The sequence below is a fragment of the Photobacterium sp. HL06 genome (assembly GCF_059552575.1).
In genome coordinates this window covers 2,544,822-2,559,387 of sequence record NZ_CM183914.1, presented here as the reverse complement: position 1 = coordinate 2,559,387, position 14,566 = coordinate 2,544,822, and the positions used below count along the sequence as shown (strand labels likewise).

Genomic DNA, 14,566 nt, shown 5'->3' with positions numbered 1-14,566 from the left:
GTTGTACCTAATTGATTTTTACGTAGTTTCTACTTAAACAGCTCAATGGGCTTGATATCGATTGATTCTTCTTATTTTGAGTTAGTTATGACATGGATTGCAGTTGTGGTGGCTGTAATTGCGTAAACTACGACACAATATTTCATTCAATTTGTTGTAGCTAGGTAGGTTAATCAAGATGTGCTAAAGGAAGTGAACCATTTTTTGTTCAGAACGGAATTAATTAAGACATTTAATCTTTAAGTGTTTGTTTATAAAGAAAAGCCCGCAGAGTATGCGGGCTTTAAAATCAGTGACTAAGTATTTTACAGTGCTGGAACCATGATTTGGGTGGCAACAATAACAACAGCGATACCCACAAAGACCGGCACAGAGGTACGCTTAACGACCTCGAACGGAGACAGTTTAGCCATCCCTGAGCAGGCCACCACAACACCAGATACCGGTGATACGGTACGGCCAAGGTTTGACGCCTGAAGCATAGGAATGATCAGGTATGCTGGGTTGATACCCATTTTGGCTGCCAGGCTTGGGATTAGCTCAACGAAGGCGTAGAAAGGCGCGTTACCGGAGCCTGTTGTAATAGCCGCAATTGCTGTAATGGCAACAAGAAGGACCATCAGAGCGATACCGCCAGCACCGGCGACTTCAGCAAGGTGAAGCAAGTTATCGATAAAGCCGACTGACTTCAGGCCCTGAGCAAATACACCTGCTGAGATTAATAGCATGACCACACCTGAGAATGCATCAGCCATGCCTTTATATGCTGCGTCCAGGCCTTCAAATACGGCCTTGGAGTTACGATGGCGAACAAGTTCGATAATCGCAGCAAGGAACATACAGATAACCAAAATAGTGACGATGTGAAGTTCAGGGAATAATTTACCGCTGAAAAGCAAAACGCCGATAATTGGAGTAAAAGGCAAGATACAGAAGAATTTAGGTGCATCGACAGTCAGCTCACTAACATCTAGCTTTTCGTGAACCACACCTTCTTTGTTATCCAGATAACGCTGCCAGAAAAAGTGTGCGGCAGCCATCGCAATAATAGCCACGATAGAGATAGGTAGCGTTGTCTTGAAGGCAAAGTCGATAAGTTCCATGCCCGCGGATTCAGCGGCCACAACAACGTCGCCAGACGTTGGTGACAGGATGATTGCTGCCGGAGATGCGCAGATTGCAGCAGCTGCGCCACGGCTGATACCCATGTTAACCATTAGTGGGAACAGTGTTGCCATCAACAAAACACCTAGGCCTGTAGCCGATGAAACCGCAAGCGACATTAGGCAGGCAACAAAATAGGTAGCCACCATCAAAGTATATGGTGATTTAATAAATTGCAGTGGCTTGGAGGCCATCTTCACGACCATGTCGTTGGCACCGATCTTTGTCATGTAGGCAGCGAAACCGCATAGCATCATGATCATCATGCCAAGGCCGCCGGCACGGTACATCAGCAGGTATTTGATGTACTCAAAGACATCTGTGACCGGGTTACCCGTCGATGTCACGCCAGTAGGCAATACGTTCTTGCCCAGTGCCGCAGTGATGGCAAGCAAAATAATACCGCCAGTTAAAAGCACTCCAGTTGCTGTGTATCCTTTGAAGATGTACCGACCTACACCCACTGCAACTAGAAGACCAATTATTAGCTCCAACATGGAAATGTCCTCTTAAACTACAAATAAAACAAATAAAGTAAAAATGTGTATTTTCTAAAATGCTTTCTTACACATTATTTGCGATTAATTTACCCAATAAGTGTTATTTGCACGATATAAACAAGCATAAATTATGATCTAAAGCAGTATTTTTGTTGGGGTAAGGTTATTGTGCTGCAGGTATGAAAATTATTGTGAAATTTGCTGTAAAAACAAAGTTAAGTGATAGTTTTGGGTTGTATGGTGAGAAATAATGCGATAACCCCAGTTGTAAGCAGTGTTGCTTACTAGGAATGATTAATAATAGTACTGCTAATTGTAAAGAATATGATTTATTGGCGGTGTTTTTTAACAAATTCCATAAAGGCACGATCGGCGACAGATAAGTAACCATTTTTTCGCCAGGCAATCGCGATATCGAGGTGAACAGGTTGGCTGAATGGAATAGGGATGAGTCCTTTTTCGTGGTGTGTGACCATTTCTAGCAATGCGGTGATGGCAAAATCATTGCGGACAATTTTCAATATCATCGGCAGTAAATTAGTTTCAAATGCGATGCTAGGGGTTAGCTGGAATTGATGGCAGACATTATCGATGAACTCACGGTGAAAGTAGCCTTGCTTGAACATTACTAGCTCGTTCTTGAAGAAATCTGCAAAATTCACTGTTTCTTGATGGGATAACGGGTGCCCTTCGCTAACCACTGCGACCATCTGCGACGTAATGAGGTGCTCGGTAACAAGGCTGTCAGGCACGTCGGCATTGTGAATAATACCGAGATCCAGCTCACCGTTAAGCAGCATATTTCGAATCGATTGTGTACCAGCCTCAACGATAGTGAGCTTTAAATTGGGATATTGGCTTTTGAAGCCCATCAGGATTTCGGGAAAGAAGTAAGATCCCAGCATGCTCGGAAGCCCGAGGCGTACCTCACCCTTTTCAAGCCCCCTGAGTTCTGCCATTGCGATATTGGCGTCTTCCATTTGTTGGAGGATCAACCTGGCGTGACCAAGCAAGATATTGCCTTCATGGGTGAGGACAACTTTGCGATCATTGCGGTGGAAAAGAGGAAGCTCTAGTTGGCCTTCCAGCTTTTTGATCGCAATGCTCAATGCTGGCTGGGCGATATGCAGCCGTTGTGCAGCACGAGTGAAGTTACCTGTTTCGGCAAGGGTAACAAAGTAGGTAAGCTGGCGAATATCCATTGGCTATAAACAAAATTTATCATCTCTATATTTTTAATATATTTTCATTATTACCCATGAATTGCTACCGTTTTATGAGTTCTCTACTTCAATTAGTCCTCTACGGTATGGCAGTCACAGCAATGATTGATCTAAAAACCTCCGGCTACAGGCGTGCAAGCTTTGCACTCGCACTGGGATCATTTCTGGTGTTTTGTAACCTCTATCTTTTCCAGCCAATGTTACCGTTGATGGCCGATGAGTTTTCTGCCACTGCGACTGAGGTGAACTGGTTGCTAGCTGCGGGGACATTGGCACTGGCCGTGACGCTTGTGCCATGGGCGGTAGGCTCGGAGATCCTTGGTCGCCGCCGTGTGATGCTTATCAGTTTGTTTTTGTTGCCTGTTGTGGGCCTGCTGATGTTGAGAGCAGATAGTTTGCTGATGCTGAGTATTGCCCGGGCCGGTATGGGAGTAGCACTGGCTGGGTTTGCGGCGGTTGCTGTTGCCTATATGGCAGAGGAGTTTACGCCCAGGGCACTAATGGTTGCTGTGGGCGGGTATATTAGCGCCAACTCATTAGGTGGCATTGCCGGGCGTTTGGCGGGGGGATTTATTTCAGATAACTGGGGCTGGAAAACGGCGGTGATCAGTATGGCAGCATTCAGCTTTGTGGTTGCACTGGTTGTGTGGAAACTGCTTCCGCCACAGCAACATTTTGTCGCTCAAAAGGGGCAGTTGCGAATGCATACCCAGAGCGTGATTCAGCATCTGAGAAAACCGGTACTGTGGTATGCAATGATGGTTGGCGGGGTTAACTTTGCGCTTTTCGTTAACCTCTACACCGTGATGGGCTTTCGTTTGGTAGCTGCCCCGTATTCGGTGCCGGTGAGCTGGGCATCGATGATTTTTCTGTGTTATCTCAGTGGCACCCTGACAGCTAAGTTCAGTGGCAAGTGGAGCCAGTCCCATAATCCAGTTACCGGAATGATAATCGGAACCACCATCAGTGTGATGGGGATGTGGATTGCGGCAGCAGAGAACATTCCGGCGATGATGATTGGCCTGATGCTCATCAGCTCCGGAGCCTTCTTTACCCACTCGCTGGCTTATGCTTGGGTGAGCCAAAAGGCGTCTACGGCCAAAGCGACAGCGACTGCGCTATACCTTGTACATTACTATGCGGGGGGAAGCCTTGGTGGTTTCTACCTGATTGCCTGCTGGCAATATGGTGCCTGGCCTGGAGTATTAGCTGGCGGCATGGTGTTGTATGGCGTGATTTATTTGCTATGTATTCGGTTAATGAGTAATACCAAACTGAATAATTATCTTGCCTATCAGCGAGATTGAAAAGGCTCAGATACAAGGCGCTTGATCGCAGGTGTATTCATATCCATCAAAATCAAGCAACGCTGTAGCTGAGCCTTAGCAACTCGCCCTCTGGGAGCGTGCCAACCGCTCGATATCTGCCCCAAATTGCTTTGATGTAGAACCACTATATCTTCATCAATTTGGCTTGCTATCAAACGGCTGGCATCGCTCTGATTGGATAAGATAATTGTTCAGTTTGGTATAAAGAAAAAGCCGCAGTAGAAGGTGTTCAGCCTGCGGCTTAAGGGGGGACATGGGTGCTAACTTAATATTTGAATTGGCCGACAACCTCATCAAGTTGCTGGGCCATTGTCGAAACATCATGGCTAGCTGTTGATGACTGGTTAACCGCCGTAGCGGTGCTTATTGCCAGCTCTGAAATGCGAGTGATATTTTTATCAATTTCAGCAGATACCATAGCTTGTTGCTCCGATGCTGAAGCAATTTGTAGATTCTTGTCAGAAATTTCTGTAATCGCATCCACAATGCGATTGACCGAATCCGTAGCCTGGTTGGTCTGGTTGACGGTCAGCTCTGTTTGCGACTGGCTCTGCTGCATGATGGTAACGCTCTCCTCAACCCCGCTGTGCAGTCTGTCTATTGTTTCTTCTATCTCCCGGGTTGAACTATGGGTACGCTGTGCCAACTGGCGTACTTCATCCGCAACAACAGCAAAGCCACGGCCGTGTTCTCCGGCCCGTGCAGCTTCGATGGCAGCATTGAGAGCCAGCAGGTTAGTCTGATCGGTAATGTCGCGGATCACGGCAATCACTTTATTAATATTGGTACTTTCAACTTCAAGGCGTTCAATTAGTGCCTGTGATTGGGCGATATCCATGGCAAGGGTCTGGATGCATTCGCCAGCTTGTTGGCTGGTTTGCAAGCTGCTCTGCGCTTCAGCTTTTACTTTTTCAGCGGAATTGGCGGCGTCATTGATATTGCTGGCGATTTCGTTGCTGGTGGCTAATAGCTGATTAATAGCCGCGGCGACATTGGACGATTCGGCTTGTTGTTGCTCGGCGTTGGTCAAACTGTTATCAGATGCAGAGGTTGACTCGCTGGCAGCATTGGACAGTTGCTGTGATATGCCCGCAATCCCCGAAATAATCGACTGAAGTTTGGAGGTAAATTTGTCAAAAGAGTGACTGAGCTCTGCCAGCTCGTCATTGCCATCGTCATTCATCCTAGCGGTTAGATCCCCGTTGCCTTCAGCGATGTCCTTCATCATATGGTTAACAGTATGCAGACGTTTGGTAATTTGACGGCTGAAAGCGAGTAGGACAATGGTCATGATCAGGGTGAGCGCGATACCGCTGATAGCAAGAGTGAGCTTCTCTTGCGTCTGTAGACTATTGATATCACCCAGGATTGCTAACTCTAGTTGGTCGATTTCTTGTTCAACTACATGGACTTTTTGCCTTAGCTCGCCATAAAGCCCTTCGGTATAAGTCAAACCGATCGTGGTGTAGCCTTCAACCAGCTCTTCAAACATCATTTGATACATTATCAGGCTGCGCCTTAGTCCTTTTTGCTCAGCCCGGCTGTATGGTTTGTCCCTGATCGTTTGTTGTAGAGTGTCGATATTGTTATTGAAGAATGTCAGGTGCTCGGCGTTTTTGGTAATGATGAAGTCTTTCTCGTTGCGCCGGAGGGTGAGAAGCATGCGGTATAACTGTTCATCGCCCGTGACGAGGACTTTCTCTTCGGCAACATTGGCGGCATTATCGATATTGCCACGTAGTCCGTCAGCCATAGTCAGGCCAATTAGGATGCTTTGATCGGTAATGACGTTAAACTGGGTCGAATATTGGTCAAGCAAATCCAGAGCATTGTTGAAACTATTTTCATGCTGGCTGCTGTATTGATTCAAGGTCTCTTTGATCCGGTTGATGCGGTCTGTTAGCGCAATTTGATCCTTGTTAAATTTCTCAATGTACTTAGCATCTAACCGGGCAAGAAAGTCTTTTTCATGGCGGCGTAATTTCAGCAAGTCGGCTTTGCTGTGTGCGATCTCTTGTGCGGCAAACTGCAAATCATCGATTTTTTTGAAAGAGATAGTTTCAAAGACGCCGAATGCAAACATTGAAGCGACAAGAGAAAAACAGATGAGGTATAACTTTGCTTTGATAGTCTGAAGAGACAGTATGCGCATTATTGACTCCCATAGTCGTTGTCTACACCGAGTCCACACGGTGATGTCCATAGGGTAGGATCAATGATGATAGTAAGTGGCTAGCTACTGCATACTTCAGCGATAGGGTTATCATCCTGATGTGCCCCTGCATGTTGCCTTTCTCTCATCCCTGAGAGGCAGGGCGTGACCATAAAGGCAGTCATCGCCCGTATTGTTGGACAGTATTGACTGTTTTTCTTATGGCACATGAATAACTATAGGATCTATATCAGGATATTAGTAATAAAAAAGAAGAGGCCAGCTAGGCCCCCTTTGAATTACTCGATAGCCATGGCTAGTACAGAGACTGGATGAATCGTCTCAAGGTCGGTATTTTCTTCAATTTGCCATTTGCAGGTTTCGCAATCAGTAATAGCAAAATCGGCGTTTTCCTCGCGGATCTGCTTAAAGAGTTTGCTACCAATGGCCATCGAGGTGTCATAGTTTTCTGTTTTAAAGCCATAGGTACCAGCAAGGCCACAGCATTGGCTATCTAAAACGACGAGTTCTAATCCCGGGATCATTTTGAGTAGCTCAATGGTATACAGGCTGCCGCCAGTACGCTCAAGGTGGCACGGCGTGTGGTAGACCACCTTCTTATTGATCGGCTTCATCTTCGGAGCATTACCGTTCATGAAGTTCTTGAGTAAAAAGCGAGTGACAAATTCCATTTTGTCAGCGACCTGGCTGTTATCAACTTTTAGCACTTCAGGGTATTCTTCACGAAGGGTGAACGAACAGGTTGAAGAGGTCGAAATGATTGGCGCGTCATATTTTTCAATGGCTGCGGTAAAGTTTTCAACGTTTAACTTGGCATTTTTCTTCGCTTTATCAAAGAAACCATTGGCAATCAACGGAACTCCGCAGCACTTTTCCTTATCCAGTAGTTGAACACCAATGCTCATTGCATTCATCACTTTGACAAAGTCTTTGCCAAGTTGTGGATGGTTGTAGTTCACATAGCAGCCGTGAAAGTAGTGAACCTGCTGTGGATACAATGCCTGGCTGGTACAGTTTTGTTTATACCAGCGGCGGAAAGTACCGTGGGAATACTTTGGCAGGCTCTTGTGATCATGCACCCCAATAGTTTTGTGCATGATTTTTTTGACAGGTTTCATGCTGGTGATGGCATTGACGACTGGCGCAAAAGGCGTTGCCGCAGAGCCCATCAGATCGGTATGGCTGAGAACAAAATCTCGGATCGTCTTGATATTCAGCGGTAGTTTGGCATGTTCATCACGAGCGACCGCAATCATGTCTCCGATCTTCACTCCGGATGGGCAGGCTGTTTCACAGCGCTTGCAGTTGGTGCACAGTTTCAGGGTTTCATCATAAAATTCAGGGCTTTTAATACGCAGGCGTTCGCCATCAGGACCGCACTGTTTTGGCCCGGGATACTGTGGGTTCGCTTTCGCAACTGGGCAGTATACGGTACATACGGTGCACTTGATGCACTGATCAAAACTGGTGTCTTTTTTTAGAAGGCTCATGCGATAGTCCTTTCTTGTTGTTCGTTTTCTGTTGTTTGGCAGTGTTGCTGTGCCTTAATCATTTGTTCGGCCACATAGTATCCGGTGCTGATTGCGACACCACTTCCACACCCTTCAAAGACAGGATCATAATGTGCGAGTAGGGCACCGGCGCAATAAAGGTTGCCGATTGTCTGGTCGTTAATTGACGGCTGTAAGTATGAATTACTGGTAACCCCCATTTTTAGGAACGGGTGGCTTTGCTTGGTAAAGAACTCGGATTGATACCAGTGATCCCGGTGGGGAAGTTCGGTCATGTCCAGCCCGAATACGGGTTCTTCAATGGCATGGCGCTGCGCATTCATGCCGCGACTGAAAAAACTCCCGCTTGCTATAAGGTAGTGATCGGCGGTTAGTGGCATATCACGATGGTTTTTGGTGTAAATACGTTTAAGTTCACCGTTCTCGAAATCACCACTTCGTACTTCGTCACCAGCCAGGATTAAGCCGCCTAGCGCCATGAAGTGTGACTTCATGGTTTCTTCAAGGCGAATGCCTAGCAGGGAAGGTGGCATGGTCGGAATTTCACATATCTTATAGCCCGTTAAGCCTTCTAGCAGCTTGATGGTGGCAGCACCGTCACCATTGCCGAATATTGCTGGCAGTATCACCAGATCGGCCTGGCCCACTTGATGGATCATCGACTTGGCGAAAGTATGAAGCTTGGTTTCATCGCGCAGTACACGTGAAAGATCAATAGAGCGGAATTCACACGGGTTGCGCTGCATGGTGTCAAAATCGGGTAGTTCAATAGCTGCAGTACTGATAGCAACATCTTTAAATTGAGGTAGTTTTGCCAAGTTGTCGGCAGCGAGCTTAGGTTGGAAATCTCGGAAGCCATCAATGGTGACAAGTGCGATTTTACTCAAACCTTGTGCTACATCTGAAAATGGAAATTGGTGAACCGTTTGTTGGGATAGCCAAGTTGAACGGAATGTTCCCATCGGTGTAACGCGTAGATGGTTGGAGTCATCTTCTTGCGCTGTCAGGTATACACTGCGCTTTTCCATCATGGCTTGGTACCAAGCCAGTGCTTCTCGGACTGGCTTGTCGCCAAGTTTGCTATAAGGGTGATCAGGGCTTTGAATTTTCAGTGTATCAAAAGCTGCAAAAGGGTTAGCAACTGGCTGTCCGTCGGGTAGACGGCTCAGTACATCGATAGAACCCGATGAAAAGTGTAGGGCGCTCTGGCCTGCAGCAATAACAGCCGTTTTCAATCCTGCCTCGGCACAGCGGATCGCACAACTTAAGCCGGCAACACCACCACCAATAATTAAGCTATCAAATTTCATTGTGCGGCCTCGTCTGATGTTTCGCTGGTTGTGGTTTTAGGTGCTTGATTCTTTGTCGCTATAGTCTGTTGTTCAGGGAGATCGCTGACACCAAATAAGCCTTCGTAAATCCAATAGGTGAACTCACCTTCACGCAGTGCATCACCCCAGAACACGGGCTTGATGCCTTTCCAGCGCTCTTCAAGAAACTCGCTTAGCAGGTGACTGGCTTCGGTACCGGAGGTCTTGCCATACTCTGAGAATAATCCTGCTGCACGGTAAGAGCAGAGTTCTCCCTGGCAAGGTCCCATGCCGACGCGGGTACGGCGACGTAAATCAACCAGGTTGTGGACATCAAGCTCTTTAATGGCATATTCCACTTCACCACAAGTCACCATCTCGCACTCACAGATCACTGCCTGGCTTTTTTTGTCGCCTTTGAGAAATTTTTCTGCTCGTTCACCATGACGATAGTAGGCTGATTGATAGACGGGTTTTGCAAGGCTAGCTGTTTTCTTCGATTTCTCGACCGCTTTTTCTGAACCTGGAAGTGGCTTTTCATGGGTAATACAACGCTGGGTATTGCCAAGCTTTTTAGCCACCAGATCCGTGGTCCATTCAGCCATCATGCGGTAGGTCATCAGCTTACCGCCAGTGATGGTAATGAAGCCGTCCATGCCATCACGCTCAGCATGGTCAAGCAATACAATACCACGGCTGATATTACGGCCAGTGGTGTCGCCATCAACAGCAACCAAAGGACGTACCCCGGCATAAGCACGCAGTACACGGGTATTGGCCATAATCGGGGCGAGCTTGGCACCTTCTTCCAATAAGACGTCGATTTCTTTACTGGTTACGTGCAGATCGTCGATCTTGTCGTAGTCGATACGTTCCGAAGTGGTTCCGATCAGGGAAATGGTGTCACCAGGTACCAGGATGTCGGCATCTGAAGGCTTACGGCAGCGGTTGATCACCAAATTGTTGATACGATAATCAAGGATCAGCAGGGATCCTTTTGCCGGGAACATCTTGATATTTAGATCGCCATATTCGCAGATCTGCTGACCCCAGATCCCGGCGGCATTGACAACCTGTTTTGCATGGATGGCAAAGTGCTCGCCTGTTTTCAAATTCAGGCAGTTTACCCCTTTTACGGTATGACCATCGCGGATCAGGCCGGTAACCATGGTGTGGTTGAACAATCGCGCACCGTGTTCAACGGCATCGAGTACGTTGGATGCGGCAAGACGAAATGGGTCCAGTGTACCGTCAGGCACTTTAACGGCGCCAATGAGATCGGGGTTACAGTTTGGTTCTAGTCGCAGTGCTTCCTGAGGGGTTAACTGCTCGACATCAATATCAGCACTCTGGCAGGCTGACAGGAAGGTTTTCTGAAAGTCGAGATCATCATCAGGCAATGAGATAAACAGCCCTTGCGTATCTTCAACGCAGTGGCGGGCAATATTTTTCAGGATCCGGTTTTCCTGAATACATTCTTCGGCGGATTCCTGATCAGTAACAGCATAACGCGCCCCTGAATGGAGCAGGCCGTGGTTGCGTCCGGTTGTGCCTGAAGCGAGATCATCCCTTTCAACCAGAATACAATTCATCCCTCGTAATGCACAATCACGCATGATGCCCGTGCCGGTTGCGCCCCCACCGATGATAACAACGTCTGTTTCAAACCAACTATTCATGTTCGTTTTCGCTTATTGTTTTGGCCAGTTACTCAGGAACTGTTTGATTCCCTATCTTATGAGAATAAATATGCCACTTTTGGCGCGGGTTTTATTTGATCTATTACACATTAATGAGCGAACGAGCGTTCGTTCGCACCCGTTTTCGTTTGTTTGAGTGAAAACTAAACAAAAAAGAGCCATGAGTTATAGGGTGGACCGGTGAATACGAAGACGGCCTCAGGATGGCATTTTCTTTAACTTGAAACGACTGATAACTTACAGCTAGTATTGTGTATACAGAATAAGGAATATTCGTTAGGGGCGTTATGGTGAAAGGTTGGCTATCCGGAAGTGTCTTGCTGTTCAGCTGCATGATGAGTTTGCCGTGTTTCTCTCAGGATGAGCTTGTTTTTTATGCCGTAAACTATCCTCCTTATCTTCTCGTAAACGACAGAAATCAAGTAAGCGGTATGGATGTTGACGTCGTATCTGCAGCGTTTGATGTTGTCGGGCAGCCCGTTGAGTTTGACGTATTGCCATGGAAGCGAATTATGAAGTTGATGAAAAATGGCGAGATTGCAGGATCGATGTCTTGCAGCCAACGTAAGTCAAGATTGGAATACATGTTGTTTAGTGAGCCAGTCAGTATCACTCGGCAGGCAGCGATCACGCACAAGGAAATGGATACGAGTTCAATCCATAAGCTAGCGGATTTAAAGCGCTACAGTGTTACCACAATTGAGGGATGGGGAAGCGAAACTAAGCTCATCAAACAAGGGATCCCCCACACCGTGACCAAAGACCTTCGTTCCAGTTTAGTGAGTGTGTTGTATCGTGGGGTTGACGTTTTCTATGGCCCTGAGTTTCCCACGCGGTATCGTGCGAAGAATATGGGAGAAAAACCCCATATTAAAGCAACATACTTAGATGATATACCGTCGCATAATCTGCATCTATGTGTAAGTAAGGCTTATCCTAACAGCGCTGAAATTGTACGCTCTTTTAATCAAGGGCTTGCTGTCATCAAACAAAATGGTACTTATCAACGAATACAAGATAAGTATTTTTAGATTCGATGACTGAGGGAAAAGGATTTGAAATTGAATTTAGCAGTTAAGCAAGCTGTTTACGTTCTCATTGCCTCGCTCTGTTGCGGGATTCTGTCTTCGATAGCGCAAGTATATTTTGATTTGCAGCAAGTGCGAATCAGCCAGTCAGAAAGTATTGAGCGTTCTGTGGATTTACATCGTGATACACTGGGTCGTGCTTCATATAATCTGGATGAACAGCAGGCTAACGATATTCTTACCTCTCTAATTCGCCACCCTTTAATAAAACACGCTCAAGTACTCGATGATTTTGGTGACGTCCTTGGGGTAAAAGAGCGTAGTGAGTCATACGTGATGACGGAGTTCCGGCGTCTGGTCTCTATGTTGATACATGTGCCTCTGCAGCGCACTTATAGCATTAATGTTGGCTCGAGAGGCAAACGACAAGCGAGCCTTGAAATTGCTGTTGATGAGTCGGCATTAGCGAATGGAATAGCGAGCCGAGTTATTGTCAGTATTGGTTTCTCCATCTTTTTTACTCTTATACTTTCCGCATTGTTTCTGGGTATTACCTATCATTATATTTCAATGCCGGTGATCCGTATTTCTCAATGGATCAGGAGTTTAAACACCTCGGGAGATATTGATTCTTTACCTTATACTAAAGAGGACGAACTTGGGTTACTGGTTCAGCGCTTCAGAGAAGAGTGGCATGCAAATCAGTCTACGTCGGCGAAACTCAGCCAGATGTTAGAGGAAGTCAGTAGAAATGAAAGGTTTTCTCGGTTATTGATGGAAAACTCCAGTGATGCCATGTTTCTCTGTTTGCCGAATACTGAAATTTTCTTGGTAAACAACCGAGCCGAATCTATAACAGGCTGTGAGTCAGATCAATTAACAGGGGAAAGTTTAGCGGTTTACAGCCAATTATATTCTTTAGCCGAATTGAAACTGTTTTTTAAAAGAGTGATTAAGGAAGAAATCCTAGGCTATGAAGATGTATTTCTCCCAGCCAAGCTAGGCCAACAACAAGAGTTATACTTAGAATGCCGAGTTGCTTCATTATTACTTGATGGTAATGATTACGTGATGGTGAATGCTAGGGATGTAACGGAAAGAGTGGTTGCAGAACAGCGAATTCATCAACTGGCCTATTATGACTCGTTGACTCAACTTGCTAATCGACGCTTATTTTCAGAAAGGCTAGAAAGTGGAATCCAATCGCATCTTCGAGAAGAAATATATGGTGCGGTATTCTATTTTGACTTAGACCGATTTAAGAATATTAATGATTCAATGGGGCATTCGGTCGGTGATAGCGTCTTATGTGAAGTAGCAAATCGAATTCGTGACATTGCACCGGATGAGGCGACATGTGGCCGGCTAGGAGGCGATGAGTTTGTGCTTGCCTTACCTCATATAGATAGCAGTAGTGAAATTGCAGCTGAGCGTGCGCTACTACTGGCCAAACGGTTGTTAACGTTTCTTTCTGAGCCGATTCAAATAGACGATATAACACTTCATACGACAAGTAGTATTGGTATTGCAATATTTCCAGAAAAGGGTATTGATGCGCATGAGCTATTACGCCGAGCGGATACAGCGATGTATCGAGCTAAAGCCTTAGGTCGAAATAGTATCCAGTTCTTCGAACGAGAAATGCAGTTTGCCGCCCGACAAATATTACAGTTAGAAGAAGGGTTACATGAAGCATTAAGCCAGGATCAGCTTGAAATATGGCTCCAACCTCAAACCAGATCGGACGGTGAAATCTTTGGCGCTGAAGTTCTTGTTCGATGGCGCCATCCTGAGAAAGGCATCGTGATGCCTGGTGCTTTTATTCCGCAGGCTGAGGAGAATGGTTTAATTGTTGATATTGATAAGTGGGTCCTGAAAGAAAGTATTAGTGTATTAAGCAAATGGTGCCATGATGGGCTCCCGGATAGCTTTAAGCGAATGGCCATTAATGTCAGTCCCGCTCATTTCCTGCAAGTCGATTTTGTGTCTTACATTATTGAACTCTTAGATGAGTTTTATGTGGCTGGAGAGTACATAGAACTTGAAATAACAGAGAACCTATTGCTGCATAATTTTGAGCTGGCGAAAAATAAGATGCAGTTGCTCAGAAATAAAGGCATAACATTCGCTATTGATGACTTCGGAACTGGCTACTCTTCTTTAAAGTATTTAAAAGAGCTCCCACTTGATGTACTTAAAATCGACCGCTCCTTTGTTGATGGTCTGACGGACGGTTCAGATACTTCTTCTCTTGTTGAAGTTGTGGTGACCATGGCAAGAAAATTAGGGATGACCGTAATAGCCGAAGGGGTTGAGACCAAAGCGCAGCTCTCAATTTTAAATCACCTAGGTTGTGAGCAGTTTCAAGGTTATCTATTAGGATATCCACAACCGCTGCAGGAGTTTCAGCAATCAATGAGGAATAGAGAGCGCTTAGAGGTTTTGGCGCAAAGTTGTGAAGAAGTATAGCTGCACCGATTTTCATATTTTCAAGAGACTATGTCTAATTCCAAATGATCTTGTTGGCGTTTCTACGCTAAGACGGATTGTTCCTCATCGAGTAACTTTACTCGGCTAACGATTACCGCTGTCAATGGCAGACAAGGCAGTATAACTACTGAGCCATTTG

Annotated in this window: 9 protein-coding genes; 3 read left to right on the top strand and 6 right to left on the bottom strand. The window is 46.0% G+C overall.

What is annotated here, in order from left to right; genetic code table 11:
* Window positions 1-305: 305 nt before the first annotated feature.
* A complete protein-coding gene (gene dcuC / locus AC51G0_RS11710) occupies window positions 306-1,661 on the bottom strand; it encodes an anaerobic C4-dicarboxylate transporter DcuC (RefSeq protein WP_496298619.1) in 1,356 nt (451 codons plus the stop codon).
* A gap of 332 nt (window positions 1,662-1,993) precedes the next feature.
* Window positions 1,994-2,866, bottom strand: a complete 873-nt coding sequence (locus AC51G0_RS11705) for a LysR family transcriptional regulator (protein WP_496298617.1) — start codon at window positions 2,864-2,866, stop codon at window positions 1,994-1,996.
* A 122-nt stretch (window positions 2,867-2,988) separates the two neighbouring features.
* Here AC51G0_RS11705 and AC51G0_RS11700 point away from each other — a divergent pair, with 122 nt between their 5' ends.
* Window positions 2,989-4,194, top strand: a complete 1,206-nt coding sequence (locus AC51G0_RS11700) for an MFS transporter (protein ID WP_496301931.1) — start codon at window positions 2,989-2,991, stop codon at window positions 4,192-4,194.
* A gap of 286 nt (window positions 4,195-4,480) precedes the next feature.
* On the opposite strand, the gene AC51G0_RS11695 is transcribed toward AC51G0_RS11700, so the two are convergent.
* The 4 genes from AC51G0_RS11695 to glpA form a co-directional block, all read right to left on the bottom strand.
* Window positions 4,481-6,367 (bottom strand): methyl-accepting chemotaxis protein, encoded by a 1,887-nt coding sequence (locus AC51G0_RS11695; RefSeq protein WP_496298615.1) that lies wholly within the window; start codon window positions 6,365-6,367, stop codon window positions 4,481-4,483.
* 299 nt (window positions 6,368-6,666) lie between these two features.
* A complete protein-coding gene (gene glpC, locus AC51G0_RS11690) occupies window positions 6,667-7,878 on the bottom strand; it encodes an anaerobic glycerol-3-phosphate dehydrogenase subunit GlpC (RefSeq protein ID WP_496298614.1) in 1,212 nt (403 codons plus the stop codon).
* A complete protein-coding gene (glpB, locus tag AC51G0_RS11685; protein WP_496298612.1) occupies window positions 7,875-9,209 on the bottom strand; it encodes a glycerol-3-phosphate dehydrogenase subunit GlpB in 1,335 nt (444 codons plus the stop codon). Before glpB ends, glpC begins: the two co-directional genes overlap by 4 nt.
* A complete protein-coding gene (glpA, locus tag AC51G0_RS11680; RefSeq protein WP_496298611.1) occupies window positions 9,206-10,888 on the bottom strand; it encodes an anaerobic glycerol-3-phosphate dehydrogenase subunit A in 1,683 nt (560 codons plus the stop codon). The genes glpB and glpA overlap by 4 nt, the downstream gene beginning before the upstream one ends.
* Window positions 10,889-11,196: 308 nt before the next feature.
* On the opposite strand from glpA, the gene AC51G0_RS11675 reads away from it, so the two are divergent.
* Both AC51G0_RS11675 and AC51G0_RS11670 read left to right on the top strand, forming a co-directional pair.
* Window positions 11,197-11,940, top strand: a complete 744-nt coding sequence (locus AC51G0_RS11675) for a substrate-binding periplasmic protein (protein WP_496298609.1) — start codon at window positions 11,197-11,199, stop codon at window positions 11,938-11,940.
* A 24-nt stretch (window positions 11,941-11,964) separates the two neighbouring features.
* Window positions 11,965-14,406, top strand: coding sequence for a putative bifunctional diguanylate cyclase/phosphodiesterase (locus AC51G0_RS11670; RefSeq protein ID WP_496298608.1), 2,442 nt, complete (start codon window positions 11,965-11,967; stop codon window positions 14,404-14,406).
* Window positions 14,407-14,566: the final 160 nt, after the last annotated feature.